Annotated in this window: 23 protein-coding genes and 1 pseudogene; 9 read left to right on the top strand and 15 right to left on the bottom strand. The window is 74.0% G+C overall.

The genetic code is table 11. From position 1 onward, the window contains the following. Window positions 1-113: 113 nt before the first annotated feature. A pseudogene (locus tag AB0D45_RS26470) lies at window positions 114-479 on the top strand (CAP domain-containing protein); the annotation flags it as partial. Window positions 480-573: 94 nt separating this feature from the next. Further along, the gene (locus AB0D45_RS26465) at window positions 574-3,072 is read left to right on the top strand and encodes a Helicase associated domain protein (RefSeq protein WP_362463398.1); all 2,499 of its coding nucleotides are present in this window, start codon (window positions 574-576) and stop codon (window positions 3,070-3,072) included. 10 nt (window positions 3,073-3,082) lie between these two features. Here AB0D45_RS26465 and AB0D45_RS26460 read toward each other — a convergent pair whose 3' ends face one another. Continuing rightward, a complete protein-coding gene (locus AB0D45_RS26460) occupies window positions 3,083-4,474 on the bottom strand; it encodes a glutamate decarboxylase (RefSeq protein ID WP_362463395.1) in 1,392 nt (463 codons plus the stop codon). 298 nt (window positions 4,475-4,772) lie between these two features. Between AB0D45_RS26460 and AB0D45_RS26455 the strand changes: the two genes are divergently transcribed. After that, window positions 4,773-5,168, top strand: a complete 396-nt coding sequence (locus AB0D45_RS26455; protein ID WP_362463392.1) for a tyrosinase family oxidase copper chaperone — start codon at window positions 4,773-4,775, stop codon at window positions 5,166-5,168. Next, window positions 5,165-6,010, top strand: coding sequence for a tyrosinase family protein (locus tag AB0D45_RS26450; protein ID WP_361610323.1), 846 nt, complete (start codon window positions 5,165-5,167; stop codon window positions 6,008-6,010). Before AB0D45_RS26455 ends, AB0D45_RS26450 begins: the two co-directional genes overlap by 4 nt. On the opposite strand, the gene AB0D45_RS26445 is transcribed toward AB0D45_RS26450, so the two are convergent. Further along, window positions 5,968-6,666 carry a response regulator gene (locus tag AB0D45_RS26445; RefSeq protein ID WP_362463389.1) on the bottom strand — a complete coding sequence of 233 codons (699 nt, stop codon included), beginning with the start codon at window positions 6,664-6,666 and terminating at the stop codon, window positions 5,968-5,970. The genes AB0D45_RS26450 and AB0D45_RS26445 overlap by 43 nt on opposite strands. Continuing rightward, entirely contained in the window at window positions 6,663-8,327 is a 1,665-nt protein-coding gene (locus tag AB0D45_RS26440) for a sensor histidine kinase (protein WP_362463385.1), read from the bottom strand. Before AB0D45_RS26440 ends, AB0D45_RS26445 begins: the two co-directional genes overlap by 4 nt. Before the next feature lie 105 nt (window positions 8,328-8,432). Between AB0D45_RS26440 and AB0D45_RS26435 the strand changes: the two genes are divergently transcribed. Both AB0D45_RS26435 and AB0D45_RS26430 read left to right on the top strand, forming a co-directional pair. After that, window positions 8,433-9,812, top strand: a complete 1,380-nt coding sequence (locus tag AB0D45_RS26435; RefSeq protein WP_362463382.1) for a cation:dicarboxylase symporter family transporter — start codon at window positions 8,433-8,435, stop codon at window positions 9,810-9,812. Between the two features lie 279 nt (window positions 9,813-10,091). Beyond that, on the top strand, window positions 10,092-11,864 hold the full coding sequence (locus AB0D45_RS26430) for a S8 family serine peptidase (protein ID WP_362463407.1): 1,773 nt from the start codon (window positions 10,092-10,094) through the stop codon (window positions 11,862-11,864). 62 nt (window positions 11,865-11,926) lie between these two features. On the opposite strand, the gene AB0D45_RS26425 is transcribed toward AB0D45_RS26430, so the two are convergent. Together AB0D45_RS26425 and AB0D45_RS26420 are read right to left on the bottom strand one after the other, a co-directional pair. Then, window positions 11,927-12,610: a (2Fe-2S)-binding protein gene (locus AB0D45_RS26425; protein WP_362463379.1), complete on the bottom strand. Its 684-nt coding sequence runs from the start codon at window positions 12,608-12,610 to the stop codon at window positions 11,927-11,929. 63 nt (window positions 12,611-12,673) lie between these two features. Then, window positions 12,674-13,483, bottom strand: coding sequence for an alpha/beta fold hydrolase (locus tag AB0D45_RS26420; protein WP_362463377.1), 810 nt, complete (start codon window positions 13,481-13,483; stop codon window positions 12,674-12,676). A gap of 140 nt (window positions 13,484-13,623) precedes the next feature. Between AB0D45_RS26420 and AB0D45_RS26415 the strand changes: the two genes are divergently transcribed. Next, a complete protein-coding gene (locus AB0D45_RS26415; RefSeq protein ID WP_362463374.1) occupies window positions 13,624-14,310 on the top strand; it encodes a GNAT family protein in 687 nt (228 codons plus the stop codon). 52 nt (window positions 14,311-14,362) lie between these two features. Here the strand turns inward: AB0D45_RS26415 and AB0D45_RS26410 are convergent, their stop codons facing one another. The 3 genes from AB0D45_RS26410 to AB0D45_RS26400 are packed head-to-tail and all read right to left on the bottom strand — an operon-like array spanning window position 14,363 to window position 17,576. Further along, on the bottom strand, window positions 14,363-15,388 hold the full coding sequence (locus AB0D45_RS26410) for a hypothetical protein (RefSeq protein ID WP_362463371.1): 1,026 nt from the start codon (window positions 15,386-15,388) through the stop codon (window positions 14,363-14,365). 23 nt (window positions 15,389-15,411) lie between these two features. Next, window positions 15,412-16,683: an MFS transporter gene (locus tag AB0D45_RS26405; RefSeq protein ID WP_362463368.1), complete on the bottom strand. Its 1,272-nt coding sequence runs from the start codon at window positions 16,681-16,683 to the stop codon at window positions 15,412-15,414. A 2-nt stretch (window positions 16,684-16,685) separates the two neighbouring features. After that, window positions 16,686-17,576, bottom strand: a complete 891-nt coding sequence (locus AB0D45_RS26400; RefSeq protein WP_362463365.1) for an alkaline phosphatase family protein — start codon at window positions 17,574-17,576, stop codon at window positions 16,686-16,688. A gap of 252 nt (window positions 17,577-17,828) precedes the next feature. Between AB0D45_RS26400 and AB0D45_RS26395 the strand changes: the two genes are divergently transcribed. Next, window positions 17,829-19,271 carry an alpha/beta hydrolase-fold protein gene (locus AB0D45_RS26395; RefSeq protein WP_362463362.1) on the top strand — a complete coding sequence of 481 codons (1,443 nt, stop codon included), beginning with the start codon at window positions 17,829-17,831 and terminating at the stop codon, window positions 19,269-19,271. Here AB0D45_RS26395 and AB0D45_RS26390 read toward each other — a convergent pair. Beyond that, window positions 19,249-20,703: a carboxylesterase family protein gene (locus AB0D45_RS26390; RefSeq protein ID WP_362463359.1), complete on the bottom strand. Its 1,455-nt coding sequence runs from the start codon at window positions 20,701-20,703 to the stop codon at window positions 19,249-19,251. The genes AB0D45_RS26395 and AB0D45_RS26390 overlap by 23 nt on opposite strands. Window positions 20,704-21,005: 302 nt before the next feature. Here AB0D45_RS26390 and AB0D45_RS26385 point away from each other — a divergent pair, with 302 nt between their 5' ends. Beyond that, window positions 21,006-21,287: a chaplin gene (locus AB0D45_RS26385; RefSeq protein ID WP_361609989.1), complete on the top strand. Its 282-nt coding sequence runs from the start codon at window positions 21,006-21,008 to the stop codon at window positions 21,285-21,287. Between the two features lie 72 nt (window positions 21,288-21,359). Here AB0D45_RS26385 and AB0D45_RS26380 read toward each other — a convergent pair whose 3' ends face one another. From AB0D45_RS26380 to AB0D45_RS26355, 6 genes are all read right to left on the bottom strand, one after another. Beyond that, on the bottom strand, window positions 21,360-22,223 hold the full coding sequence (locus AB0D45_RS26380; protein WP_362463356.1) for a tyrosinase family protein: 864 nt from the start codon (window positions 22,221-22,223) through the stop codon (window positions 21,360-21,362). 26 nt (window positions 22,224-22,249) lie between these two features. Next, the gene (locus AB0D45_RS26375; protein ID WP_362463353.1) at window positions 22,250-22,618 is read right to left on the bottom strand and encodes a tyrosinase family oxidase copper chaperone; all 369 of its coding nucleotides are present in this window, start codon (window positions 22,616-22,618) and stop codon (window positions 22,250-22,252) included. A 65-nt stretch (window positions 22,619-22,683) separates the two neighbouring features. Further along, window positions 22,684-23,217, bottom strand: coding sequence for a GNAT family N-acetyltransferase (locus tag AB0D45_RS26370; RefSeq protein WP_362463350.1), 534 nt, complete (start codon window positions 23,215-23,217; stop codon window positions 22,684-22,686). Window positions 23,218-23,311: 94 nt separating this feature from the next. Further along, window positions 23,312-24,469, bottom strand: coding sequence for an acyl-CoA dehydrogenase family protein (locus AB0D45_RS26365; RefSeq protein WP_362463347.1), 1,158 nt, complete (start codon window positions 24,467-24,469; stop codon window positions 23,312-23,314). Continuing rightward, window positions 24,466-25,656: an acyl-CoA dehydrogenase family protein gene (locus AB0D45_RS26360; RefSeq protein ID WP_362463344.1), complete on the bottom strand. Its 1,191-nt coding sequence runs from the start codon at window positions 25,654-25,656 to the stop codon at window positions 24,466-24,468. The genes AB0D45_RS26365 and AB0D45_RS26360 overlap by 4 nt, the downstream gene beginning before the upstream one ends. After that, window positions 25,653-26,627 (bottom strand): NADPH:quinone oxidoreductase family protein, encoded by a 975-nt coding sequence (locus AB0D45_RS26355; protein WP_362463341.1) that lies wholly within the window; start codon window positions 26,625-26,627, stop codon window positions 25,653-25,655. The genes AB0D45_RS26360 and AB0D45_RS26355 overlap by 4 nt, the downstream gene beginning before the upstream one ends. Between the last annotated feature and the right edge of the window lie 213 nt (window positions 26,628-26,840).

Here is a 26,840-nt window from a genome sequence, read left to right as displayed (position 1 = left end):
CGAAGTAGTAGACGCCGAGGCCGGTGACCTCGATGGAGCCGACGGCCCCGTCGATCCAGCGGAAGCCGGCCGCTTCGAGGGCGTGCCGGACGGCCCCGGCGGGAGTGGCGGGGCAGGTCATCGCGCTGGTCAACTCCGAGCGGGCGGCGGCCGGCTGCGGGCCGCTCAAGGAGGACGCGCAGCTGCGCGACGCCGCCCAGGGGCACTCCGACGACATGGCGCGGCGGGACTTCTTCTCGCACACCAACCCCGACGGCGCCGACCCGGGGGCGCGGACGACGGCCGCCGGCTACCGCTGGTCGACGTACGGGGAGAACATCGCCAAGGGGCAGCAGACCGCGCAGGACGTGATGGACTCCTGGATGAAGAGCCCGGGCCACCGCGCCAACATCCTCAACTGCTCCTTCAAGGACATCGGGGTGGGCATCCACTCGGGTGCGGGCGGCCCCTGGTGGACGCAGAACTTCGGCGCCCGCTGAGCCGGTCCGCGCGGCATCCTCCTTTTGACTCAGAATGCGGGCAAGATAGAGGCTGGAGCCGAACAGGCAGATCAAAGCGGGCGAGGTGGGGTGCATGGCGAGGAAGGAGCTGCGCCCTCATCAGCGCGAGGCGGTCGACGCCGTCGTGCGCGCCCTGCAACTGCCCGCCACCGGCCGGGTGCCCGAGCGGGGCCTGCGGACCCAGGTGATCATGGCCACGGGGTCCGGCAAGTCCCTGGTCGCCGTGCGCTCGGCCGAGGAGCTGCGGGCCGGCCGGGTACTCGTCCTGGTGCCCTCCCTCGATCTGCTCGTGCAGACCGTCACGGCCTGGCGGGAGGGGGGCCGCACCGGCCGGGCGCTCGCGGTGTGTTCGCTGCGCGGCGAGGACGCGGGGGTGCCCACCACGACCGCTCCGCTGCAGCTGGCCCGGTGGGGGTCGCGGCCGGTGGAGCGGTTGACGGTGTTCGCGACGTACGCCTCGCTGGGTCTGGGCACCATCGAGCGGGCGCATCTGGCCGGACTGCCGCCGTGGGACCTGGTCGTGGTCGACGAGGCGCACCGCACCTCCGGCCGGATCGGCAAACCCTGGGCGGTGGTGCACGACAACGTCCGGATCCCCTCGGTCCGGCGGCTGTACATGACGGCGACGCCGCGCGTGTGGCGCGATGGCGAGGAGGCCGACGAGGCGGAGGAGGCCGAGGGGCCGGAAGACGTGGAGGAACCCGAGGGAGCCGGCGCGTACGCGGCGGAGACCGCCGGCGGCGCGGAGCCCCGGGGCCGGGGCGAGCTCGTCGCGTCCATGGAGGACGATCCGCAGGGGCCGTTCGGGGCCCGTTGCTACACCCTGTCCCTGTCGGAGGCCATCGACCGGGGCATCTGCGCCCCGTACCGGGTGGTGTGCGTGGACGTCAGCGACCCCGGGTTCCAGTCGGCGGTGCTGCTCGGCGCCGACGGCCGCTCGGACCGGGTGCGCGGGATGCGGCTCGCGGCGCTCCAGGCGGCCCTGGTGAAGGCGGCCGCGGACCAGGGGTTCCGCCGGACGCTGGTGTTCCACCACCTGACCAAGGAGGCCGAGGCGTTCGCGGCGGGGCTTCCGGCCGTCGCGGCCCGGCTGCGGGTGACGAGCCGGTCGGCGGTGCCGGTGTATCCGCGTACCGTCTGGGCGGACTGGCTGTGCGGGCAGCACACGGCGGCGCACCGGCGCCGGGTGCTGGAGGCGTTCGCCGCCGACCGGGTCGCCGACAAGGCCTTCCTCGGCAGCGTCCGCGTCCTGGGCGAGGGGGTCGACACGAAGGAGTGCGACTCCGTCTTCTGGGCGGACGTACGCGGCTCCATGCCGGACCTGGTGCAGGCGGTGGGCCGGGCGCTGCGGATGCGGCCGGGCGAGGGGAAGGTGGCCTCCCTGGTGGTGCCGGTCCTGCTGGGTCCCGGCGAGTCACCGGAGTCGATGCTGACGTCACGGGCGTACGGGGACCTCGCGCGGCTCCTGGAGGCGCTGAGGGCGCACGACTCGAGGCTGGTGGAGGCCCTGGCGCAGCCGCAGGCGCCGAGCGCGGCGGCGAAGGCCCCGGCGACGGCCGGGCCCGGTACGGGTCCCGGCGCGGGTGCCCGGGCGCTGCTGAGCTTCTCCACACCCCGGGATCCGGCGCTGCTGGCGGCCTTCATCCGGCTGCGCGTGCTCAATCCGGAGCACAGGCAGTGGCGGCGCGGGGTGGAGGCGGCGCGGGTCTACGCGGCGTCGGCCGGGGACCTCAAGGTGCCGTTCGCCTTCAAGGTGCCCGAGGCCCCCGGGCCGTGGCCGGCGGCGCTGGCGGGGTTCCCGCTGGGCCAGTGGATCGCGGACGCGCGGCGCACCTACCGCAGGGGCGCGCTGGGCCGGGAGAGGACCCGCGAGCTGGAGGAACTCGGCATGGTGTGGAGCCATTTCGACGTGGCCTTCGAGGAGGGGCTCGCGGCGGCCCGGGCCTGGGCCGCCGAGCACGGGCACCTGCTGCCGCCGGTGGACGCCACCTGGCACGGGATGCCGGTCGGGGTGTGGATGAAGAACAACCGCGCCGCCGCCCGGCGGGAGGGGCCGGGGGCGCTGCCGCAGGAGCGGCGGGAGGCCCTGGAGGAGATCGACCCGTCCTGGTGCCCCGCCTGGGACATCGGCTGGCAGCGGGCGTTCCGGCTGACCCGCGCCCATCTGGACGCGGGCGGCGCGGTGCCGCTCGGCCCGGGCGCCGTGGTGGTCCAGGGCGAGGACCTGGGGGCGTGGGTGCACGCCCAGCGGCTGGGGTGGGAGCGGCTGGCCTGGGCGCAGCGGTGGCTGCTGGAGCACGGGCTGGGGCTGACGCCCGCCGAGGAGGCGGAGCGGCCGCCCGCGCGGCGCAGCCATGCCGCCGCCTGGGCGGGGCACCTGGAGGCGGCCCGGCGCTTCCACGCCCGCGAGGGGCACCTGCGGGTGCCGCGCACGCACGTGGAGCAGGTCGGCGGGCAGCAGGTGCGGCTCGGTGCGTGGATCGCCAACCAGCGCTCCCGGGCGGCGAAGCTGTCCCCGGAGCGGGCGGCCGCGCTGACGGCCCTGGGCATGCGCTGGTCGGCGTCCGCGTGAGGGCGGCCGGTCAGTGGTGGAAGGCCGGCCGGGGTGCGGTGGCGGGGGCGGGCTGCGGGGCGGCGGTGAGGTGTTCCACGGCCCGGCGCAGGTCCTCCACGAGCAGGGCGGTCTGGTCGCGGGTCACCCCGTGCCGGATCAGGATCCGCTGGACGACGGTCTCGTGCCGGTCGGCGGGCAGCGGGTACGAGGGCACCTGCCAGCCGCGCATCCGCAGCCGGTCGGAGAGGTCGTAGAGGCTGAAGCCGGCGCCGGCCGGGTCGGTGAGGGTGTAGCAGACGGCGGGCAGCGCGCCCTGGCCGTCGTAGAGCAGGGTGAAGGGCCCGAGGCCCTCGATCTGCGCGGCCAGGTGGCGGGCGGTGTCGGCGCAGGCCCGCTGGACGCTCCGGTAGCCGCCCCGGCCCAGGCGCAGGAAGAGGTAGTACTGGGCGATGACCTCGCCGCCGGGGCGGGAGAAGTTGAGGGCGAAGGTGGGCATGTCGCCGCCCAGGTAGTCCACGTCGAAGACGAGTCCGGCGGGGAGCAGGCCGGCGCTGCGCCACACGATCCAGCCGACGCCCAGCGGCGCGAGCCCGTACTTGTGCCCCGAGGTGTTGACGGAGGCCACGCGCGGCAGCCGGAAGTCCCACACCTCCTCGGGGTGGAGGAAGGGGGCGACGAAGCCCCCGCTCGCGGCGTCCACGTGGACGGGAACGTCCCAGCCGTGCTCGGCCTGGATCCGGTCGAGGGCGGCGGCGATCTCGGCGACGGGCTCGTAGTCGCAGGTGTAGGTGACGCCGAGGATGGCGACGACCCCGATGGTGTTCTCGTCGACGTACGCGGCGAGCTGGTGGGGGCGCAGTCCGGTGGCGCCGGCTTCCAGGGGGACCTGGCGCAGCTCGACGTCGAAGTAGCGGGCGAACTTCTCCCAGCAGACCTGTACGGGGCCGCACACCAGGTTGGGGCGGTCGGCGGGTCTGCCCTCGGCGCGGCGGCGCTCGCGCCAGCGCCATTTGAGGGCGAGGCCGCCGAGCATGGCGGCCTCGCTCGAGCCGGTGGTGGAGCAGCCGGTGCCCACGTGTCCGGGCGGGGCGTTCCAGAGGTCGGCGAGGATGTTGACGCAGCGGGCCTCGATCTCGGCGGTCTGCGGGTACTCGTCCTTGTCGATCATGTTCTTGTCGAGGCACTCGTTCATCAGGCGGTGCACGCCGTCGTCCGACCAGGTGGTGCAGAAGGTGGCCAGGTTCTGGGCGGCGTTGCCGTCGAGGAGCAGCTCGTTGTGCAGGAGCGAGTAGACGACCTCGGAGGGCGCGCCGTCCTCGGGCATCCGGTACTTCGGGAGGACCTGGCCGCTCAGGGCGGAGGTGAACACGTCCGTCTCGGCGTCCCGGGCGCGTGCGTGCTTCGTCGGATGAAGAGCCATATCCGGACTATAGGGGCAAATCCTCCGTGAAGCGGGCTTCACGAACCCTCAAGAACGGGTCGCGCGGGGCGGTTTCCGGCGCGCCTTCCGGCCGAGTCCGCGATGTGACCCCCTCCATAGGGGTCCGGTCGGCGCCGAAAAAATTACTGTCGAGTAGTATTTCTTCCGCAGATCTTCCCGTCCGGACCACTGGAGCCGGTCCGGACGGGAAGATCACCCAAATGGTTCTATGTAGAACTTATCCACCGATGTCCGGATAGCGGTCAACTGCCCTGCGGGCCCTGGTAGTTCTTCGGCCATGAACAAGATCACCCGTCGGCAGGCCTTGGGCACCACTGCCGGCGCACTCACCGTCCTCGGCATCGCCGGCGCCACCGCGCACGCCGCCGCCACCGACTCCCGGGCCGCCGCCACCCCGGCCGGCACCGTCGACGAGGTGTACCAGGGCCGCCGCATCCAGATAACCCCCGCCGCCGGCGGCGGCCACCACGGCGGCCACCACGGCGGCGCCGCGCTCCCGACCGTCCGCATAGACGGCCGCGAGCTGCACGTCATGCGCAACGCCGACGGCACCTGGATCAGCGTCGTCAACCACTACGAGACGTACCCCGACCCCACCTCGCTGGCCCGGGCCGCCGTGCGCGAACTCCAGGGCGCCCAGCTCGCCCCGATGCAGATGGGAGGCACGGCGTGACCGTCCGCAAGAACCAGGCCGCGCTGAGCGCCGAGGAGAAGCGCGCCTTCACCAACGCGCTGCTGGAGCTGAAGCGCACCGGCCGCTACGACCGGTTCGTCACCACGCACAACGGCTTCATCATGGGCGACACCGACTCGGGCGACCGGGTGGGTCACCGCTCCCCCTCGTTCCTCCCCTGGCACCGCCGGTTTCTGCTCGAGTTCGAGGCGGCTCTGCAGGCGGTGGACAAGAGCGTTTCGATCCCGTACTGGGACTGGACCGCCGACCGCACCACCCGCTCCTCCCTCTGGGCCGCCGACTTCCTCGGCGGTACCGGACGTGCCCGCGACGGACAGGTGACGGACGGCCCCTTCGCCTACGCGACGGGCAAGTGGGAGGTGTCGGTACGCGTGGACGGCCGCTCCTACCTGCGGCGCGCGCTCGGCGAGGGCGTCGCCCAGCTGCCGACGCGGGCCGAGGTGGACGCCGTACTGGCCATGCCGGTCTACGACATGGCGCCGTGGAACAGCTCCTCGAACGGCTTCCGCAACCACCTGGAGGGCTGGCGCGGCGCGAACCTGCACAACCGGGTGCACGTGTGGGTCGGCGGCCAGATGGCCACCGGCGTCTCCCCCAACGACCCGGTCTTCTGGATGCACCACGCCTTCGTGGACAAGCTCTGGGCGGACTGGCAGGCGAGGAACCCCGGCTCCACCTACCTGCCGGCCGCCGGCACCCCGAACGTGGTGGACCTGCGCGACACCATGCGCCCGTGGAACGACGTGACCCCGGCCGACATGCTGGACCACCGGAAGTTCTACACGTTCGACACCGAGCCCGCCGCCGCCAGCCAGCGGTAGTGCAGCTCGGGGCGGCCGACCTGGCCGTACCGGGGGGTCCGGTCCGCGCGGCCGGTGTCCACCAGGTGCTCCAGGTACCGGCGGGCGGTGATCCGCGAGATCCCGGCCGCCCCGGCCGCCCCCGCGGCGGTCAGCCCCTCGGGCGCCGCCCGCAGCAGCGCCGCGACCCGGTCCAGGGTCGGGGCGCTGAGCCCTTTGGGGAGCCGGGCCGCACCCGGCGCGCGCAGGGCCGCGAGCGCCCGGTCCACGTCGTCCTGGCCGGCCGCCTCGCCGGCGGCCGCCCGGAACTCGGCGTAGCGCAGCAACCGTTCGCGCAGGGTGGGGAAGGCGAAGGGCTTGAGCACGTACTGCACCACGCCCAGCGACACGCTCTCGCGGACGACGGCCAGGTCCCGCGCCGAGGTCACCGCGATCACGTCGGCGGGATGCCCGGCCGCCCGCAGGGCGCGCGCGAAGCGCAGCCCGTGGCCGTCGGGCAGGGTGAGGTCGAGCAGCAGCAGGTCGACCGGGGTGCGCTCCAGCACCCGGGTGGCCTCGGCCAGGGAGTGGACGGCCGCCACGGCGGTGAAGCCGGGCACCCGGCCGACGTAGAGCGCGTGCGCGTCGGCGGCTACGGGGTCGTCCTCGACGACGAGGACCCGCACGGGCGCACTCATCCCGCACCGCCGGCGGCGCCCTGCCCGGCCTCCGCGCCCTGCCCGGCGGGCTGCGGTCCGCCGGTGCCCGGTACCGCCGGGGGCAGCGGCAGGGGAAGCCGCACCGTGAACGCCGCCCCGCCTCCGGGGGCGTCACCGGCCTCCACCGCGCCGCCGTGCCGGTGGGCCACCTGGCGGACCAGGGCCAGGCCCAGGCCCCTGCCCTCCCCCTTGCCGGACCAGCCGCGCCGGAAGACGTCCACCCCCTCGGGCAGCCCGGGCCCGTTGTCCGCGACCCGCAGCAGCAGCCCGTCGGCGCCGCGGCGCACGGTGACGGCGATCCGCCCGCCCGGCACCCCCGTCAGGGCGTCGAGGGCGTTGTCGACGAGGTTGCCGAGCACCGTCACCAGGTCCCGGGCAGGCGGCAGCCCCGGCCCCGGCTCGATCGCCCCGCTGCCGGGGGTGACCACCAGCTCGATGCCCCGCTCGTGTGCCTGGGCGGCCTTGCCGAGGAGGAGGGCCACCAGCACCGGCTCCCCCACCGCGGTGACGACCTCGTCGGTCAGGGCCTGGGCCAGCTCCAGTTCGGCGGTCGCGAACTCCACCGCCTCCTCGCTGCGGCCCAGTTCGATCAGGGAGACCACCGTGTGCAGCCGGTTGGCCGCCTCGTGGGCCTGGGAGCGCAGCGCCTGGGTGAAACCGCGCTCGTGGTCCAGCTCCCCGGTCAGGGCCTGGAGTTCGGTGTGGTCCCGCAGGGTGACCACGGTGCCCCGGCGGCCGCCGCCGGCCACCGGCGAGCTGTTGACGACGAGGACCCGCTCGGCGGTCAGGTGCACCTCGTCGACCCGGGGCCGGTCGGCGAGCAGGGCGCCGGTGAGCGGGGCGGGCAGGCCGAGGTCGGCGACGCCGGTGCCGGTGACCTCCCCGCGCAGGCCGAGCAGTTCGCGGCCCGCGTCGTTGATCAGGGTGATCCTGCGGTGGCCGTCGAGCATCAGCAGCCCCTCCCGGACCCCGTGCAGGGCCGCCTGGTGGTAGTCGTACATCCGGCTCAGCCCGGCGGCGTTCATACCGTGGGTGTGGCGGCGCAGCCGGGCGTTGACCACGTACGTACCCACCGCGCCGAGGGTGAGCGCCCCGGCCGCCACCCAGGCGAGGGCGGAGAGCTGCTCCGCGAGGCGGGCGCTGACGGCGCGGACCGTGATCCCGGCGCTGACCAGGCCGATGACGGCGCCGTCCGTGTCGCGGAGCGGGGTGACCACGCGGATGGAGGGGCCGAGGGTGCCGGTGTAGGTCTCGCTGAACGTCTCGCCGCGCAGGGCGGCGGCGGTGTTGCCGAGGAAGCGCTCGCCGATGCGGCGGGGGTCGGGGTGGGTCCAGCGCCTCCCGTCCGGGTCCATGATCGTCACGAAGTCCACGTCGGCGTCCGCGCGCACCCGCTCCGCGTAGGGCTGGAGCGCGGCCGAGGGAGGGGTCCGCCCCCGTACGGCCTCCCGCACGGAGGGCGAGTCCGCGACGGCCCGGGCCACCGCGCCGGCCTGCCGCCGGGCGGCGTCCTCGGCCTGGTCGCGGGCGGTGGCGTACGCGAAGAACGCGCACCCGGCGACGACGAGCGCGACCAGCAGCACCTGCATGGCGAAGAGCTGGCCGGCGAGGCTGCGGGGCGCCCGGGGGAAGCGGAACATGGCGCTCAGTGTGCCTCGGACCGTGAACTCAATGAACGCAAGGGTGACCGGGGTCACAGGGTGGGCGATGGTCTCCCGGAACCACTTCACACCAGGAGGCGCGACATGGCCGCCAGACGCGACAGAACCCACTACCTCTACATCGCGGTGATCGCCGCGGTGCTCCTCGGCATCGCCGTCGGCTTCGCCGCGCCCGGCGTGGCCGTGGAGCTGAAGCCGCTGGGCACCGGCTTCGTCAACCTCATCAAGATGATGATCTCGCCCGTGATCTTCTGCACGATCGTCCTCGGCATCGGCTCGGTCCGCAAGGCCGCCAAGGTGGGCGCGGTGGGCGGGCTGGCCCTCGGGTACTTCATGGTGATGTCCACGGTGGCGCTGGCCATCGGGCTGCTGGTGGGGAACCTGCTGGAGCCGGGCAGCGGACTGCACCTGACCGAGGCCGCGGCGCGGGCCGGCGAGGCGCAGGCCAAGGCGGGCGGGGCGGAGAGCACCCAGGAGTTCCTGCTGGGCATCATCCCGACCACCCTGGTCTCCGCCTTCACCGGGGGCGAGGTGCTGCAGACGCTGCTGGTGGCGCTCCTGTGCGGGTTCGCCCTCCAGGCGATGGGCCCGGCGGGAGAGCCGGTGCTGCGCGGGATCGGGCACGTGCAGAAGCTGGTGTTCCGGGTGCTGGCGATGATCATGTGGGTGGCGCCCGTCGGCGCCTTCGGGGCGATCGCGGCGGTGGTCGGGGCGACCGGCGTCGACGCGCTGAAGTCCCTCGCGGTCATCATGATCGGCTTCTACACGACCTGCCTGCTCTTCGTCTTCGTGGTGCTGGGCACGTTGCTGCGGGTCTGTACGGGCGTCAGCGTGTTCGCGCTGCTGCGCTACCTGGGCCGGGAGTTCCTGCTGATCCTGTCGACCTCCTCCTCGGAGTCGGCGCTGCCGCGGCTGATCGCGAAGATGGAGCACCTGGGCGTGTCCCGGCCGGTCACCGGCATCACCGTGCCGACCGGCTACTCGTTCAACCTGGACGGCACCGCCATCTACCTCACGATGTCCTCCCTCTTCGTCGCCGAGGCCATGGGCAAGCCCCTGGCGCTGGGCGAACAGGTCTCGCTGCTGGTCTTCATGGTCGTGGCCTCGAAGGGGGCGGCCGGGGTCACCGGCGCGGGCCTGGCCACCCTGGCCGGCGGTCTCCAGTCACACCGGCCCGAACTGGTCGACGGGGTAGGCCTGATCGTCGGCGTCGACCGCTTCATGAGCGAGGCCCGGGCGCTGACCAACTTCGCGGGCAACGCCGTCGCGACGGTCCTGATCGGGACGTGGACCAAGGAGTTCGACCGCGAGCGGGCCGCCGAAGTCCTCGCGGGACGGCTGCCCTTCGACGAGGCCACCCTGGTGGACGACGGACACGCGGCGCCCTCCGGACCCGTCCCGCCGACCGTGCCCGGCCCCACCGCGGGCCCCGCCGCCGGCACCAAGGACGGTGTGCCGGCCTGACCGGCGCACCCGCGGGACACGGCCGGGCAGGGCTCGCCCCCACGGTGCCCAGCCCGGCCGGCTCCCGTACCAAAGGCCGACGAACAGGCGCGAACCGTCAGTTTCGGCCATGTGATCTGCAACTCTGCTGCGGTAAAAGGTACTTCCCTCCGGGGCGGCGCGTCTGACATCTTGCGTCCACCACTCGTTTCGTACGGCCCGGTAGGTGCCACCAGCACCACCGTGCCATCGGAGGACGCATTGATACCCCACATATCCAGCCGACCTCGACGTGCGCTGGTGCTGGCGGCCGCCCTCGGCGCCGCCCTCACCTTCGGAGCCCCGGCCGCGCTGGCCGGTACCGCTCCCGTCGGTCCCTCCGGCTCCTCTCCGGCCTCCGCTCCGGCGGCGGCCCCCAAGGCTGCGGCCCCGGCTTCCCAGAGTGCGACCTGGGCCGCCGGCACCCGCGCCTACCTCGTGATCACCGCCCCCGGTGACAGCTCGGCGGTGCGCTCGGCCGTGACCGCCAACGGCGGTACGGTCTTCGCGTCCTACGACGCCATCGGCGTGATCGTCGCCCACTCGGCCTCCGCGGGCTTCGCCCAGACGATGCGCGGGGTCAGCGGGGTCCAGAAGGTCGGCGCCACCCGTACCTCGGACGTCCCGGCCGATGCCTACAACCCGGCGCTGCCCGCCAACCCGGCCCAGTCGACGACCCCGACCGGCGAGCCGGTCCGCGCCGACATGAGCCAGATCAAGGCGGACCAGGCCTGGGCCGTCACCACCGGTTCCACCGCCGTCAAGGTCGGCGTCCTCGACACCGGCGTGGACGACCAGCACCAGGACCTCGCGCCGAACTTCAACGCGGCCGACTCGGTCTCGTGCGCCTACGGCAAGGCCGACACCCGCGCCGGCGCGTGGCGGGACGTCGACACCCACGGCACCCACGTCGCGGGCACCATCGCCGCGGCGAAGAACGGCAAGGGCGTCATCGGGGTCGCCCCGAACGTGAAGATCTCCGCCGTCCGCGTGGCCGAGCCGGGCAACTCGTTCTTCTTCGCCGAGAACACCATCTGCGGGTTCGTGTGGGCCGGTGACCACGGCTTCAAGGTCACCAACAACAGCTACTACACCGACCCGTGGCAGTTCAACTGCCCGGACAACATCGACCAGGCCGCCATCATCGAGGGCGTCACGCGCGCCCAGGCCTACGCCGAGGGCAAGGGCTCGCTCCAGATCGCCGCCGCGGGCAACGAGAACTACGACCTCGCGCACAAGACGACCGACACGGCGAGCCCCAACGACTCGACCCCGGTCACCCGCACCATCACCAACGCGTGCCTCGACATCCCGACCGAGCTGCCCGGCGTGGTCACGGTCGCGGCGAACGGCACCGGCACCACCAAGGCGTCGTTCTCCAACTTCGGCCAGGGCGTCATCGACGTCGCGGCCCCGGGCCAGGACGTCTACTCCACGCTCCCGGGCGGCAAGTACGGCTCCAAGAGCGGCACCTCGATGGCCACCCCGCACGTGGTGGGCGTCGCCGCGCTGATGGCGAGCGCCAACCCGGGCCTGACCCCGGCGCAGATCCGCGACCGGCTCGCCACCCAGGCCAACGACATCCCCTGCCCGGCGGACGGCCGGTGCACCGGGACCGCGGCCAACAACGCCTTCTTCGGCGAGGGCCAGGTCGACGCGCTGAAGGCGGTCGGCGGCTCCACGCCCCCGGCCGGCAAGTACTTCGAGAACACCGCCGACTTCGCCATCGGCGACAACACCACGGTGGAGAGCCCGATCGCCGTCACCGGTGTGACCGGCAACGCGCCGGCCACCCTCAAGGTGGGCGTGAACATCGCGCACACCTACATCGGTGACCTGAAGGTCGACCTGATCGCTCCCGACGGCACCGTCTACACGGTCCACAACCGGGCCGGCGGCAGCACGGACAACATCAACCAGACGTACACCGTCAACGCCTCCTCCGAGGTCGCGAACGGCACCTGGAAGCTGCGCGTGAACGACAACGCGGGCGGCGACACCGGCAAGATCGACGCCTGGAACCTCACCTTCTAGGAGTCACCGCCACCACGGGGCCATCGGGGAGCGGCGCGACCGCTCCCCGGTGGCCCTTCGCGTCACCGGGTGCGCAGCACGCAGTCCCCGCAGAGCCCGCCGCCGGGCACCCGGTAGTAGAGGCAGCAGCTGCGCCGTACGAAGGCCACGCCCAGGCCCGGCTCGTGGACGAACGAGCCGGTGCCGGCCAGGGGCCCGCCGTCGGCGAGGAGGGCTCCCGCGAGCTCCGCCGCCGCCCGACCGGCCTCGGCCGGGACCCGGTCCAGCAGCAGGCGCAGGGCGCCGACCAGCCCGGAGGCGGCGTTGCCGCGCAGGACCTTCGCGGACACCGCGTACCGCTCCCGCAGGGGGGCCTCCAGCTGGGCGAGGCTGCCGAGGACGGACTTGCCGAGAGCGGCGGCGGGCAGGTCGGCCGGCTCGGGCAGCCACAGCTCCAGCGAGCCCGCGTCGGGCAGCCGCCACCACACCCGGTCCGGGGCCAGGTCCGGCAGCCGTCCGGACAGGGCGGCGCAGCCCAGGCCCAGCGACCACAGCCGGGAGGCGATCCCGAACTGGGCGGTGGAGGCCGCGACCCGCCCCGGTCCGCTGCGGGTCCGCCGGCCCACCTCGGCGACGTACGCGCCGAGCCGCTCCCCGTACAGCTCCGCGAGCGGCCGGAAGCCCCGGCCGGGGGGCTCCGCGCCGTACGGGACGGCGAAGAAGGGCCCGACGGCGGCCAGCCGGCGCAGTACGTCGTCCATGTCCATGCCCGGATGATCTCAGGTGGTGTCTTCGGCGTCGCCGACGAGCCGGCCGGGCATCGCGGGGGTTCACGGCAGGACGGCGAGGAACTCCAGCAGGGCCCGGTTGACGGCCTCCGGCTGCTCCACCCCGGGCAGGTGCCCGGCCCCCTCCACCACGACGAGCCGGGCGTGCGGCGCGAGCGCGCACATCGCCTCGGCCTCGGCGACCGGGGTGTACACGTCGTCGGCGCCGACCAGCACCAGGCAGGGCACCTGCTCGGGCAGGGCGGCGAGCACGGGCCGGTAGTCGGGCCGCTCGGCCCGCCCGCGCAGGGCCGCCGCCGCTCCCTTGGGATCGGTGGCGCACATCATGGCCCTGACCCGGGCGGCGGCCTCCGGCTGGCCGGTGACGTTGTAGGGCGCCAGCATCTTGTCAATGACCTCTTCGGTGTACGGACGCATGCCTTCCGCGAGGAGCCGCCCGGCGAGCTCCCTGCGGGACTTCCTGCCGTCCTCGGACTCGGGTGCGGGGGAGGTGTCGCAGAGCACGAGCGCCCTCACCAGACCCGGGTGGCGCAACCGGAGCTCGAGTGCGATCTGCCCGCCCATGGACACTCCCCCGACGACCGCCTGTTCGATACCCAGGTGCGCGAGCAGAGCGGCCAGGTCGTCGGCGAAGTCAGCGAGCAGGGTCTGTTCCCCGGAGGCCGGGTTCTCCCCGTATCCGCGCAGGTCAGGGGCTATGACCCGGTAGCCGGCGGCGGTCAGGGCCGCCGCCTGCGGGGCCCACATGGACCGGTTGAACGGGTGTCCGTGGACGAGGAGGACGGCCTCCCCGCCGCGGGGACCGAGATCGTCGGAAATCGATGCCGCGCCATTGCCAAATTGGGGGTTCATGAGAGGACTTTAAGGGGCTACATTGAGCCACTCGCGTTCACCTGACAGCCCGTTGCCTTTCACCCGCGTTTTGCGCGGGGGGTGACGTCAGGGACGCAGACTGTGCAACCACCCCACCGCCCAGAAGGACCGAAGGCTCCGTGCCCGTACCCGTACTCCTCGCCGGCCGCTCCGTGCGGCTGGAGCCCCTCGCCCCCCACCACACCGAGGCCCTGGCCGTGGCCGGTGCCGAGGATCGTACGACTTACGCCTTCACTCCCGTGCCGCACGGGTTGCAGGCGTCCCACGAGTACATCGACCGTGCCCTCTCCGATCAGGCAGCGGGTCGCTCGCTTGCGTTCGCCGTCGTCAGAGCCACTGACGGCCGGGTGGTCGGTTCGACCCGGTTCCTGGAACTCGACTACTGGCAGGGTCCGCTGGTGTGGCCCGCCGTGCCGGGCGTCCCCTTCGGTGATCCGGCGACGGCGATCCCCGACGCCGCCGAGATCGGGAACACCTGGCTGTCCCCGGGCGCCCAGGGCACCGGCATCAACACCGAGGCGAAGCTGCTCATGCTGCGCCACGCCTTCGAGACCTGGGGCGTGCGGCGGATCTCGCTGCGCGCGGACGCCCGCAACGGCCGCTCCCGTGCCGCGATGGAACGTCTCGGCTTCACCTGCGAGGGGGTCCGCCGGGCCCATTCGCGGGGGCTGGACGGAGCGGTGCGCAGCACGGCGTTCTACTCGGTCCTCGACGAGGAGTGGCCCACCGTCCGCTCGGTCATCGAACTGCGGCTCTCCGGTACCGCCCCGCGCCGCCGCCGGCGCCGGACGCTGATCCCGGCGTAACGGTCCTGCTCGGCCCGCGCCCCGGTCCCCGCCCCGTCCCCTCCCCCGGTGATCAGCCGAGGAAGGCCGGGGCGAGGGCCGAGGCCGTCAGCCGGGCCGGGGCGCCGCCGCCGTCGGCGGGCAGCGCGTACAGGTCGGCTCCGAAGTCGCCCGGCAGGGAGTAGACGAGGGTCCGGTCGTCCCTCCACACCACCTGGTCGTCCACGCTGCGCTCCTCGGCGAGCGGGGTCTCCCGCATGGAGGCCAGGTCCAGCACGTACAGCCGCCACGGAGCTTCGGCGGGCAGTCCGGGCACCCGCTTCTTGAACGCCAGCCGCGTCCCGTCGGGGGACAGCGAGGGGCATTCGAGGTTCTCCCGCAGCGTGGTGACCGTGCGCGCGGCCAGGTCGCCGCGGACGAGGTAGGTCCGGCCCCCGGTCGCGAGGGTCGCGTAGAAGGCCTTCTCGTCGGAGGTGAAGGTCACCCCCCAGAAGTTCACGTCGGCGTTGCGGTACTCCGCGCCGTCCTTGTGGATGGTGAAGTCCTCCAGCGAGGCGTCGAGCTTCCCGGTGCGCAGGTCGAGCAGGGAGGTGCGGGTGGAGAAGTCCGTGCCGGCGTACGAGTCCCCGCCGACGAAGACCGTCCAGGCGGCGAGGTGCCCGCCGGGCGAGACGCGGGCGCGCGTGGGGATGCCGGCGAGCGGGTGGGCCGACACCTCCTCGAGGCCGGCGTCGAGGACCACGGCCCGGTAGCTCTCCTGCACCCCGCCCTTGTCGGCCGTGAGGCAGATCCCGGTGCCGGCCGCGGCGTGGAAGCGCAGGCAGGTGACGCCGGCGGCGGTGCGGGGGCCGTCGGGTGCGGCGGCGGGGGTGGTGGCGAGCTCGTCGCGGTGCGGGCCCCAGGCCATGTTCCGGAAGACGATGCGGCTGCCGCCGCCGGGCGCCAGGGACACCTCGCCCCGGGTGACCTGCGGTCCTCCCGCGCGGGGCCGGTCCTTCTCGGCGGCGCGTGAGGAGGCCCGTACGACGGCGAACACCCCGACCGCGGCGAGCACGAGGACGGCGGTGGCGAGGATCAGGATCCGGCGCTGGAGGGTCATGGGGGGCCTTTCGGGGACGGGGGTCAGGCCTGGGGGGCGTCGGCGGGCCGCAGGCGCAGGCACACCGCGAGGGCCGCGGCGAGCAGGACGGCGGCCGTGGCGAGCGCGGGCCGGGCGCCCCAGAGGGTCCAGGCGGCGCCGAAGCCGAGGGAGGCCGCGAACCGGGCGAGTGCCTGGCCGGTCTGGACGAGGGCGAGTCCGCTGCCCCGGTGCTCCTCGGGCACGGCCCCGGCGGCCTCGGCCATGAGCACGCCGTCGGTGGCGGCGTAGAAGCCGCCGTGCAGCAGGAGCACCGCGTACGGCAGCGCCGGGTGCTGCCCGCCCGTGAGCAGCAGGGCGTACGCGGCGAGCAGGGCGAGGTGCCCGCCGAGGAAGACCGTGCGGCGGCCGGCGCGGTCGGCGAGCCTGCCCAGCGGCAGGGCCAGCAGGAAGAAGGCCGCCGCCGTGCCCAGCGGGAGCAGGGCGAACCAGCGGTCGGCGATGCCGGCGGCCCGTTGCAGCAGCAGGAAGACGAAGGCGTCGCTGACGGTGCACAGGCCGAGCAGCAGGGCGCCGAGGCTGATCCGGCGCAGGTCCCGGCGGCGCAGCAGGCCGAGGGAGCCGCGCAGCGAGACGGGGGCGGCGCCGGCGGCGGGGGCGGTGCGGCGGCCGGGTACGAAGAGCACGAGCACCAGCACGCCCAGCGCGGCCACGCAGGCGCTGACGGTGAAGACGGCATCGTAGCCCCCGGCCGCGCCGCGCAGGATGAGGAACGCGATGATCGGCCCGATCAGCGCGCCCGCGGTGTCCATGGCCCGGTGCACCCCGAAGGCCCGGCCGCGCTCCGCGGGGGCGGCGGCCAGGGAGATCAGCGCGTCACGGGGGGCGGTGCGCAGCCCCTTGCCGGTGCGGTCGAGGGCGAGGACGGCGGCGATGGCGGGCAGGGTGTGGGCGAGCAGCAGCAGCGGCTTGCCCAGGGCGGAGAGGCCGTAGCCGATTCCGGCGAGGGCCTTGTGGCGGCCCAGCCGGTCGCCGAGGTGGCCTCCGGCGAGCCGGACCAGGGCGCTGACGCCGTTGTAGAGGCCGTCGAGCAGGCCGAAGCCGAGGGGGGTGAGCCCGAGTCCGGCGACGAGGTAGAGCGGGAGCACGGCCGTGACCATCTCGGAGGAGACGTCGGTGATCAGGGAGACCGTGCCGAGGGCGAGCACCGTGGGGGCGAGGGCGGCGCGCCGCCCCGGGGCGTTGCCCGGGGCGGCGGCCTGCGGCTCGGCGGGCACGGCGGGCGCGGGGGTACCGCGACTGTCCGCGACGTACATGGTCAGGAGGCCCAGATCCCCGTGATGTCCTTGGCGGTGGCGGCGTTCCCGGCGTGGGTGGTCAGCCCGGCCAGGCCCTCCAGGGTCCGCAGCACGTCGTAGTGGTTGTACGTGGTGGCGGAGGTGGAGCCGGGGGTGACGGGCTGGCCGTAGAGCACGGTCGGGATCCTGTTGCCGGCGAGCCGGTTGTCCTCGTCGAAGGTGACGACGAGCAGGCTGTTGTGGGTCCTGGCCCAGTCCGCGTAGGCCTTGAGCTTGGTCTTGAGCCAGGTGTCCCCGGTGCCGACGGAGCAGTCGTGCATGTCGTTGCACAGGTCCGGGACGACGAAGGACACCTTGGGCAGGGTGGTGAAGTCGGTGGGGAACTGCGTCATGGTCTTCGCCGTGGCGGCGGGCACGTTGGAGAAGGCGAACCAGGGGTTGTGCTTGCGGGCGTACCGGCCGCTGGAGCAGGTGGTGGAGCCCTGGGCCGGGAGGCCCTCGTTGTAGCTGGCCCAGCTCTTGCCGGCGGCTATGAGCTCGGAGGCGAGGTTGGGGGCGGAGCTGAAGCCGGGGGTGTAGCAGCTGTCGCCGGTGACGCCCTGGTTCGAACCGGAGAAGAGCTGGAGGTAGTTGGGCTGGCTCGGGTGCGTGATGCCGTAGGAGCTGGAGAGGCCGGCTCCTCCGGCCTTCAGGGAGTTGATGTAGGGGGCGCTGGAGCTGCCGATCACCTGGTTGTAGGCGTGGTTCTCGAAGACCACGACGACGGTGTGGTCGGGCGCGGGCAGGCCGGCCGCGTGGGCGGGCTGGGCGGCTCCGATTCCGGCCCAGAGGGCGGCTGCGGCGGCGGTGGCGCCGAACGCGGTGGCGAGCGCGGCGGTGCGGCGAGGTCGTGAGATGTTCATGCCAAACATGGGGACGTACCTCCGGGCGTGGGGGTCTGGGCGGCGGCGCGGACGCACCATACCCACGGGCATGTGCATGAGCCAGGGATGCTTGGATAACGGGAGGGGAACGCCGGGGGCACCCTGGGTGACGGGTAATGACCTCCCCTACGGAATCCCAAGAGAAGTAAAAATGAGGAACCCAGCAGCGCTTTCGCTCATCATTCGAACGGAAGCAGACCATCCCCAAACGGGGCAGCAACAGCCGGAGAGCCACCGCAGATGTCGTACGAACCCGACGGCCAGGACCAGCCGCCGTACCGGCCGGAAGGGCAGCAGCCCCACTCCGGCCGGCAGCAAGGCCGACAGCAGGGCCCACCGCAGTACGCGCCCCAGGGCGGCCGCCCGCAACAGCCCTACGGCCGGCCCCCGCAGGGTGCCGGACCCTACGGCGGCCCCCCGCAGGGACGGCCGCAGCCGCCCCGGCCCGCGCAGGGCCAGGACCAGTACCGCCCCGGCGGCTTCGACGAGCCCACGCAGGCGCAGCCCCGCTACGAGCAGCCGGACTACGACCGGCCCCGCCCCGGCCAGGCGTACCAGCCGCGCCACGACCAGCCCCCCTACGAGCAGCCGCAGTACGGCTACGCCGAGCCGCCGTACGGGGAGGAGCCGCCGCGCAGGTCCAAGGCCAAGCGCTGGATCGTCACGGGCGTCGCGGTCCTGGCCCTCGGCGGCATCGCGGCGGGCGCGATGGCCTACTTCGAGATACCGCCCTTCACCGACAAGGGCAAGGACGTCTCCTTCGGCCAGCCCGCGGGCGACAAGAACGGCGGCGCGGCCAAGCCGGCGCCCAACTCGAAGATGTCGATGCCCACCGGGCCCAAGACCGACTTCAAGAACACCTCGACCCTGAGCGACGGCACGCAGATCGGCGTCGCCACCGTCACCGGCAAGAAGTCCGGCTTCACGGGCAAGGTCTGGGTGTGGGCGCCCAAGGAGTACAACGACCCGCAGTTCGCCAAGAGCGGCTTCCCGGTCATGATCGCCCTGCCCGGCGGCGCCGGCTACCCGAACAACTACTGGATGGGCACCGACCTGGGCCTCCAGACGAGCATCAGCAAGTGGTACCACGAGGGCAAGGGCAAGCCCTTCATCCTCGCCATGCCGGTGCTGAACCCGGGACCGGACGACAAGGGCGTCTACTGGGACGGCTCCGACATCCCCGGCCAGCCCAAGATGGGCACCTGGCTGACCGAGGACGTCCCGGACCTGATGCGGGAGAACTTCCGCACCGTCAAGTCCCGTGACGGCTGGGCCTTCATGGGCTCCTCCACCGGCGGCTTCGCCGGCCTGAAGGCCGTGCTGAAGCACCCCGACAAGTTCAAGGCCGTGATCGCCTCCGGCCCGGACATCGTCCCGGACTCCTCCCTGTGGAAGGGCTACGACAAGGAGAAGGCCGAGAACAACCCGGAGCTGCTCGCCAAGCAGCTCATCGACAAGAAGGGCCCGGACGTCTACCTGGCCTTCCAGGTCGGTGACAACGAGAGCAACAAGAAGACGCTGCCGGACGTCCAGAAGTTCGTCCAGACCTACACCAAGGGCCCGATCCACACCAGCCTGAGGGTGATCCCCGGCGGCCAGCACAACGCCAAGACCTATGTGCCGAACATGGGCATGGGTCCGATGGAGTTCATCAGCAAGGTCATGGAAGGACCAGTGGAGTAACGGCCTCCGCGCCCCGCACTGCCTCCGGCTCCGGCCCGTCGAAGAACTTCGGCGGGCCGTCGCCGTCCCAGGGCGCCCAGCCGGGATCCCCGGTCGTCGCGAAACGGACCCAGGCCCCGTGCATCTCGTCGGCCAGCGCCTGGGGGGCGTCCGGCCCGGCCAGCCAGGTGGACTCCGGCACGCCGAGGGTGTCGAAGACGAAGCCCAGCTCCAGGGCGTGGCACGCGCCCAGGCCCGGTACGCCGCTGGGCCAGCGGAACTCGTAGAGGTGGCTCGGGGCCGGGCGCCGGGCCCCGGCCAGCCGCCGCAGCGGGTCGCGCAGCAGCCGGTCGGTGATCAGCTGCCCGGCGAGGTCGGCCGGAGTGGCCCGCGGCAGCGCGGCGCGCAGCGCCCGTACGGACGCCCGGTCCTTGCCGCTGCGCAGCCGGCCCAGCTCCACGGCCGCCGGGCCGAGCCGGTCCAGCAGCCGCGCCCCGCCGGTCGGCCCGAGCCACAGCCGGTGCTCCTCCGCGTTCCAGCCCAGCAGCAGCGGCACGGGGGAGGCGGCGGCCGCCTCCAGCGGGTCGGCGGGCAGCGTGCCCGGGTCGGTGACCAGCCCGAAGGCGGGGCCGCCGAGCACCGGGGAGGAGCGGCGCAGCGCCGCCGCCTGGGCGGCGAGCAGCGCGGGCAGGCCCACCCCTGCGAAGGCCCGCGCGGTGGCGGGCACGGTCAGCCGCGCGGCCATCCGCCGGACCATGGTCCGCACCGCGACGCGCGGCAGCGCCTCCGGGGCACCGCTCTGCAGCACGGCCCGGGCGAACAGGCCGGCGGCGCGCGGCGCGCCGAGCAGGGCGCCGACGCTGATGGCGCCGGCGGACTCGCCGAAGACGGTGACCCGGGCGGGGTCGCCGCCGAAGGCCGCGATGTTGTCGCGCACCCATTCGAGGGCGGCGATCTGGTCGAGGAGGCCCCGGTTGGCGGGGGCGTCGGGGAAGAGCCCGTAGCCGAGCACACCCAGCCGGAAGTTGACCGAGACGAGCACGACCCCGTCGCGGGCGAAGGCCGAGCCGTCGTAGACGGGCACGGCCGAGGAGCCGCGGGTGTGGGCACCGCCGTGGATCCACACCATCACCGGCAGGCCTGCGCCGGGAGCCGGGTCCGGGGTCCACACGTTCAGGTTCAGGCAGTTGGCGCCCGGGATTCGCGGATCGGGCAGCAGGGCCGCGAACGCCGGCGGGTAGGGCACCTTGGGCGCCGTGGGACCGAAGGCACCGGCGTCACGTACGCCGTCCCAGGCGGCCGGCGGCTGCGGGGCGGCGAAGCGGCGGGGGCCGACGGGGGCGGCGGCGTAGGGGATGCCCCGGAAGACGGCGATCCCGTCGCCCTCCCAGCGGCCCTCCACGACGCCGTGTCCGGTACCGGCCCGGGGCCTGCCGCCGCCCGCTGCGCTCATCCGTGCTCTCCTCACCAGGGTGTCCTGCGAGGCACCGTCGCACAGGCGTCCGCGGTGTGACAAGGCACGATCGCGTCGCGTGGGGCGGACGGTGCGGTTGGTGCGGCGCGGACCGCGCGGGCCCGGGAGTGGCGCTCGTACGGCCGGGATCGGTCACCGCGGGTGCGGACGACATCCGGCTCTGTCCGTTTCGATGTCACCCGGTAGCCGAACCGGCCGTGACCACGCGGCGTCCGGCGCGTTGTACGCCATGTCACATGCCGCAGATGATGCGGCGCCCCACATTCCATGAGGAGATCTTGATGTCGCGTATCGCGAAGGCATTCGCCATCACCGCTGTGGCGGGCACCGCCGTGGCCGCCGGTGCGGGTCTGGCTGTCGCCGATGCCGGAGCGCACGGTGCGGCGGTCGGCTCCCCCGGTGTCCTGTCGGGCAACCTGGTCCAGGTCCCGGTGCACGTCCCGGTCAACGTCTGCGGCAACACCGTGAACGTGATCGCCCTGCTCAACCCGGCCTTCGGCAACACCTGCGTCAACGCCTCCGGCGAGGGCGGCGAGCACCACACCGAGGGCTACGGCGAGTGATCGTCGGCCTGACGGGCTGAACCGAGGGCCCCCGCCACCAGGCGGGGGCCCTTTCCGCTGCCCCGGCCGGGTTCACTCGTAGCGGTAGACGCCCCGGTGCCCGGACATCTCGCGCGGCGTGACGCCCCACGGGGGCATCGGCTCGTCGAGGGAGATCACCCGGCCGCGCTGGAGGTCGCCCAGCTCCAGCGGGGCGGCCGGCAGGTAGCCGGAGTCCGGGTGCCGCTGCTGCCAGCGGTCCCAGAGCAGGTCGACGAAGGCGTGGTGCAGCCAGAACGCCGGGTCGTTGGGGGCGGTGCCGCCCGTCATGTGGCCGCCGATCCACTGGTGGACCTTGTTGTGGTTGCGCCAGCGCTCGCTCTTGGGCGCGGCCCAGCCCTCCAGCCTGTTGCGGAAGCTCCCGCCCCTGGCGGTCGAGTCCCACGGCGCGGAGTCGTAGACGGGGTCGTCGATGGCCCACTGGAGTTCCGCGGCGGTCGGCAGGGCGATGGGGTTCGCCGGGCGGCCGAGGTTGCGGGTGAGGAAGCGGGCCTCGCTGACCCCGACGGTGATCGTCCAGTTGCCGCGCTCGTAGGCGAAGGGGCCGGTCATCACCTGGCGGTCGCCCTCGCGTCCGGTGCCGCCGAGGAAGTCCTCGGCCCAGAGGGAGGAGGCGGGGCTGTTGTCGGTGGTCCAGTCCCAGTACGGGATGGAGACGCGCGGGTCGAGGGCCTGGAGCCGCTTCTCGAACTCCAGCAGGTAGCGCCGGTGCCAGGGGAAGAACGACGGGGACATGTGACCGACGCGCAGCTTCCGTTCCCGGTCGGGCACGAAGTACGTGCCGTGGGTGCGGACGAACTCGTCGTAGGTGCCGTTGCGCTTGAGTTCCAGCAGTGCGGCGGTGAACCGCTTCTTCTGGGCGCTGGTCAGGTTCTTCTGGTTCTGCCGGGTGTACACCGCGGGGCTCCTCGCGTTCCTGTTCGTCAGCCGTGGTGCGGGGGCGCGGAGGCCAGCCGGGTGGTGCCGAGTTCGTCGACGGCGGCCCGGGCCAGCTCCAGCGGGGTCTCGTACGACTGGAAGTGGTTGACCGCGCTGAGGTAGCTCCCGTCGGCGCGGCGCATGACGTGGAGGGGCCGCCCGTCGATGTGCACCACCGCCGCGACGGGGTCGACGCTGATGTGGCGGCCGCGGTACGTCTCCTCGGCGAGCGGGGCCGGCGTGAGCGTCTGGCGGGGCCCTCGGGCGCGCAGTACGGGCGCCAGCGCGGCGGCCACGCCGCCGAGCACGGCCGCGCTGAAGGCCGTGCGCAGGACGGCGCGGCGGGTGAGTGGTGCGGCTGGTGCTGCGAACATGCGGTCTCCCTCGCTCGGCGGTCCGCGCTCGGTGGTCCAACGAGGAGCGGCCTGGGGAGTCACAGTCAGGCGGGGCGCCCGGGGTGCTTGTAGAAGAGGGTGGTCGGATGCAGCCGGCCGGCCGGGTCCGCGGCGTAGTCGGGGATGGTGCCCGCCTCGGTCCAGCCGGCGGAGCGGTAGACCCGCTCGGCCCCGCTGCCGGTCTCGGTGTCGAGGAAGAGCAGCAGGACTCCGGCGAGGGCGGCCCCCCGTTCGGCCTCGGCCAGCAGGGCGCGGCCGGTTCCGCGGCCGCGGGCGGCCGGATGGACCATGAGCTTGCGCAGCTCGGCGCGGTGGCGGCCGTTGGGCTTGGACTCCCGGTACCAGCTGACGGTGCCGTCGAGCCGGCCGTCGGGGCCGCGGGAGGCCCAGAGGGCGAGGGAGCCCTCCTCGACGGCGGGCAGCAGGGAGTCCCACCAGGCGGCGGCGTCCTCGTGGCCGAGGCCGGCGAGGAAGCCGAGGGAGGACCCGCCGGCGACGACGTCGACGAGGAGGGCGGCGAGTTCGTCGCGGTGCGCGGGGAGGGCGGCGGCGGTGAGCCGGGTGATGGATGCCGTCATGCGGCGAGCATAGGGACCGGCGGGCGGCGCCCCGGAGGCGGGACGGGGGCGGGACGGGGGCGCCGCGCCGCGGGTGCGGCGCCCCGTCCGCGGGTCAGGGGGCCGGGAGTTCGGCGAAGTCCGCGACCAGGCCGCGGTGGTGCCCCGCGGTGCCCAGGGCGAGGGAGTCGGCCTTGGCGCGCTTGAGGTAGAGGTGGGCGGGGTGTTCCCAGGTCATGCCGATGCCGCCGTGGAGCTGCACGCACTCCTCGGCCGCGCGGACCGCGACGCCCGAGCAGTACGCCTGGGCGACGGCGACGGTGAGCGGGGCGTCCGGGGCGCCGGTGGCCAGGGCGTCGGCGGCGGCGCGGGCCGCCGCCCGGGCGGAGGCGACGTCCAGCCACAGCCGCGCGAGGCGGTGCTTGAGGGCCTGGAAGGAGCCGACGGGGCGGTTGAACTGGTGGCGCCCGCGCACGTACGCGACGGTCTCGGTCAGGCACCATTCGGCGAGCCCGAGCTGCTCCGAGGCCAGCAGTCCGGCGCCGGACAGCAGGGCTCCGGCGATGGCCGCCCGCGCGGTGGCGGGGTCCGCGAGGCGGGTCCCGGCGGCGCCGTCGAGGGTGACGGTGGCGAGCGGCCGGGTCAGGTCCAGCGGGACCGGGGCCGTCAGGGCGGCGCGCTCGGCCGGGACGGCGTACAGCCCGGTGTCGGCCAGGACCAGCAGGACGTCGGCGGCCACCGCGTCCGCGACGGAGGTGACGGTGCCGCTGAGCACCCCGCCGCCGGTGTCGTGGACCGGCGGCGGCAGGGGCGCGCCCGGCGCGAGGGTCAGGGGCAGGGCGGGGACGCAGATCCGCCGCCCGGCCGCGAGTTCGCCCACCAGCTCCGCGGCCTCGGCGTTGTCGCAGGCGACCGCGAGCAGGATCTCCGCCGCGAGGACGGAGCTCGTCAGGTACGGCACGGGCGCCACGGCCCGCCCCAGCTCCTCCAGGACGACGGCGGCCTCGCGGTGGCTCGCGCCCGCTCCGCCGAGCTTCTCGGGGACGAGCAGCCCGGCGGCCCCGATGGCGGCGGCCAGGGTCTGCCAGAGCGCGGGGTCGTGCGGACGGCCGGTCTCGGCGCGGGCGAGGACGCTCGCGGGGGTGCAGCGGTCGGCGAGCAGTGCCCGTACGGCCGCGCGCAGTTCCTCTTCGGTCTCGGAGTAGAGCAGGTCGTAGGGGGCGCCGGGGGCCGGCGGGCCGGGCTGGGGCGCCCGTGCTGACTGTGCCGTCATCGGGAGAGGTCCTTCCAGGCGGTGTCCTTGTCGTCGCGCGGTTCGGCGGGCAGTCCGAGGACGCGTTCGGCGACGATGTTGAGGAGGACCTCGCTGGTGCCGCCCTCGATGCTGTTGCCCTTGGCGCGCAGGTACCGGTATCCGGCGTCGCGGCCGGTGAAGTCGACGATCTCGGGGCGGCGCATGGTCCAGTCCTCGTACAGGAGGCCCTCCTCGCCGAGGAGTTCCACCTCCAGGCCGCTGATCTCCTGGTTGAGGCGGGCGAAGGTGAGCTTCATCCCGCTGCCCTCGGGCCCGGGCTGGCCGGCGGCGAGCTGCTGGCGCAGCCGTTCGCCGGTGAGGCGGGCCACCTCGGCCTCCACCCACAGGCCGAGCAGCTGCTGGTGCAGGGCGTGGGTGCGCAGCGCGGGCCGTTCGCGCCAGGCGGCGGCGACGGGGGCGATCATGCCTCCCTCGCGCGGGATCCGCATGCCGCCGATCGAGACGCGTTCGTTCATGAGGGTGGTGCGGGCGACGGCCCAGCCCTGGCCGACGGCGCCGAGGCGGTGGGTGTCGGGGATGCGGACGCCGGTGAGGAAGACCTCGTTGAACTCGGCCTCTCCGGTGATCTGGCGCAGCGGCCGGACCTCGACGCCGGGGGCGTGCATGTCGCACAGGAAGTACGTGATGCCCTGGTGTTTGGGCAGGGCGGGGTCGGTGCGGGCGATCAGGATGGCCCAGCGCGCGGTGTGGGCGCTGGAGGTCCACACCTTCTGGCCGTCGACGACCCACTCGCCCGCCGCCTCGTCGAGGACGGCGCGGGTGGCGAGGGCGGCGAGGTCGGAGCCGGCGCCGGGCTCGCTGAAGAGCTGGCACCAGACCTCCTCCCCCAGCCACAGGGGGCGCAGGAAGCGGCGCTTCTGCTCCTCGGTGCCGTACGCGAGGATCGTGGGGGCCGCCATGCCGAGGCCGATGCCGATCCGCCGGGGGTCGTTGTCGGGGGCTCCGGCGGCCTCCAGCTCGGCGTCCACGACGGCCTGGAGGGAGCGGGGCGCGCCGAGGCCGCCGAGTCCTTCGGGGTAGTGGACCCAGGCGAGTCCGGCGTCGAAGCGGGCGCGCAGGAAGTCGGCGGGTGCGGTGGCGGCGGGCGGGTGGGCGGCCAGCAGGGCCCGGGTGCGGGCGAGGAGCTCCTCGGCGTCGGGCGTCATCGGGCGGCTCCGTCCGGGGACGGTACGACGACCAGCCGGCCGGTGGTGGTGCCGTCGGCGAGGCGCTGGACGGCGTCGGCGGCCGCCTCGAGCGGGACGCGTTCGCTGACCAGGGGCTTGATCGCGCCCTGGGCGGCCAGGCGGGTGAGTTCGGTGTGGCAGGCGAGGACGGCGGCGGGGTCCTTGGCTGCGTACAGCCCCCAGTGCAGGCCGAGCACGGAGTAGTTCTTCACCAGGGCGTGGTTGAGGGCGGGGGCGGGGACGGTGCCGCCGGCGAAGCCGACGACGACGATGCGGCCCTCGAAGGCCACGCACTTGGCGGAGGCGGTGTAGGCGTCGCCGCCGACCGGGTCGTAGACGACGTCGGCGCCGTGTCCGCCGGTGAACTCCTTGACGCGGGCGGCGACGTCCTCGCCGGTGCGGTCGATGACGAGGTCGCAGCCGAGTTCCTCGGCGGTGCGGGCCTTGGCCTTGCCGCCGACGACGCCGATGACGGTGGCTCCGGCCGCCTTGCCGAGCTGGACGGCCGCGCTGCCGACCCCGCCGGCGGCGGCGTGCACGAGCAGGGTCTCGCCGCTCTGGAGGCGGGCCCTGCGGTGGAGGCCGAACCAGCCGGTCTGGTAGCCGATGTGCAGGGCGGCCGCCTCGGCGTCGTCGAGGGTGTCCGGGGCGGGGAGCAGGGCGCGCGCGGGGGCGGTCACGTACTCAGCGAACCCGCCGTGGGGCAGGCTGGGGGTGGCGATGACGCGCCGGCCGTCCTCGGTCAGGCCGCAGATCTCCACGCCGGGGGTGAAGGGCAGGGGCGGGCGGATCTGGTACTGGCCCCGGACCAGGAGCGCGTCGGGGAAGTTGACGTTGGCCGCGAGCACGCGCAGTCTCACCTCGCCCTCGCCGGGCACCGGTTCGGGGACCTCTTCGAGGCGCATGGCCTCGCGGGGTTCACCGGTCGTGTGTACTCGCCATGCCTGCATCCGGGGCCTCCAGCCGCCGTCGAGGGACCACGCTCCGCGGCATACTAAGCGGTCGCTTGCCTCCTTGGGAAGCCTTGGCAGGACCCTCCCCGCCACGCGGGCCCCGAACCGCCCGGGGGCCGGCCGCCTCTCCCCTGAACCGGACGGGCGGACGGGGCGTGCTCCAGGAGTGCCCGGAGATACCATCAACAGGCCGCTTGCACAGGGCATATG

This window comes from Streptomyces sp. NPDC048352 (genome assembly GCF_040651895.1).
Classification (GTDB): domain Bacteria; phylum Actinomycetota; class Actinomycetes; order Streptomycetales; family Streptomycetaceae; genus Streptomyces.
The sequence above is the reverse complement of the archived record's forward strand: the minus strand, read 5'-3'. Positions and strand labels throughout refer to the sequence as shown.

Excerpts from the sequence above, each read along its gene's own strand:
- AB0D45_RS26465 (WP_362463398.1), top strand. The coding sequence starts at position 574 with ATGGCGAGGAAGGAGCTGCGCCCTCATCAGCGCGAGGCGGTCGACGCC.
- AB0D45_RS26460 (WP_362463395.1), bottom strand. The coding sequence starts at position 4,474 with ATGGCTCTTCATCCGACGAAGCACGCACGCGCCCGGGACGCCGAGACG.
- AB0D45_RS26455 (WP_362463392.1), top strand. The coding sequence starts at position 4,773 with ATGAACAAGATCACCCGTCGGCAGGCCTTGGGCACCACTGCCGGCGCA.
- AB0D45_RS26445 (WP_362463389.1), bottom strand. The coding sequence starts at position 6,666 with ATGAGTGCGCCCGTGCGGGTCCTCGTCGTCGAGGACGACCCCGTAGCC.
- AB0D45_RS26440 (WP_362463385.1), bottom strand. The coding sequence starts at position 8,327 with ATGTTCCGCTTCCCCCGGGCGCCCCGCAGCCTCGCCGGCCAGCTCTTC.
- AB0D45_RS26435 (WP_362463382.1), top strand. The coding sequence starts at position 8,433 with ATGGCCGCCAGACGCGACAGAACCCACTACCTCTACATCGCGGTGATC.
- AB0D45_RS26425 (WP_362463379.1), bottom strand. The coding sequence starts at position 12,610 with ATGGACATGGACGACGTACTGCGCCGGCTGGCCGCCGTCGGGCCCTTC.
- AB0D45_RS26420 (WP_362463377.1), bottom strand. The coding sequence starts at position 13,483 with ATGAACCCCCAATTTGGCAATGGCGCGGCATCGATTTCCGACGATCTC.
- AB0D45_RS26410 (WP_362463371.1), bottom strand. The coding sequence starts at position 15,388 with ATGACCCTCCAGCGCCGGATCCTGATCCTCGCCACCGCCGTCCTCGTG.
- AB0D45_RS26405 (WP_362463368.1), bottom strand. The coding sequence starts at position 16,683 with ATGTACGTCGCGGACAGTCGCGGTACCCCCGCGCCCGCCGTGCCCGCC.
- AB0D45_RS26400 (WP_362463365.1), bottom strand. The coding sequence starts at position 17,576 with ATGTTTGGCATGAACATCTCACGACCTCGCCGCACCGCCGCGCTCGCC.
- AB0D45_RS26395 (WP_362463362.1), top strand. The coding sequence starts at position 17,829 with ATGTCGTACGAACCCGACGGCCAGGACCAGCCGCCGTACCGGCCGGAA.
- AB0D45_RS26390 (WP_362463359.1), bottom strand. The coding sequence starts at position 20,703 with ATGAGCGCAGCGGGCGGCGGCAGGCCCCGGGCCGGTACCGGACACGGC.
- AB0D45_RS26385 (WP_361609989.1), top strand. The coding sequence starts at position 21,006 with ATGTCGCGTATCGCGAAGGCATTCGCCATCACCGCTGTGGCGGGCACC.
- AB0D45_RS26375 (WP_362463353.1), bottom strand. The coding sequence starts at position 22,618 with ATGTTCGCAGCACCAGCCGCACCACTCACCCGCCGCGCCGTCCTGCGC.
- AB0D45_RS26370 (WP_362463350.1), bottom strand. The coding sequence starts at position 23,217 with ATGACGGCATCCATCACCCGGCTCACCGCCGCCGCCCTCCCCGCGCAC.
- AB0D45_RS26365 (WP_362463347.1), bottom strand. The coding sequence starts at position 24,469 with ATGACGGCACAGTCAGCACGGGCGCCCCAGCCCGGCCCGCCGGCCCCC.
- AB0D45_RS26360 (WP_362463344.1), bottom strand. The coding sequence starts at position 25,656 with ATGACGCCCGACGCCGAGGAGCTCCTCGCCCGCACCCGGGCCCTGCTG.
- AB0D45_RS26355 (WP_362463341.1), bottom strand. The coding sequence starts at position 26,627 with ATGCAGGCATGGCGAGTACACACGACCGGTGAACCCCGCGAGGCCATG.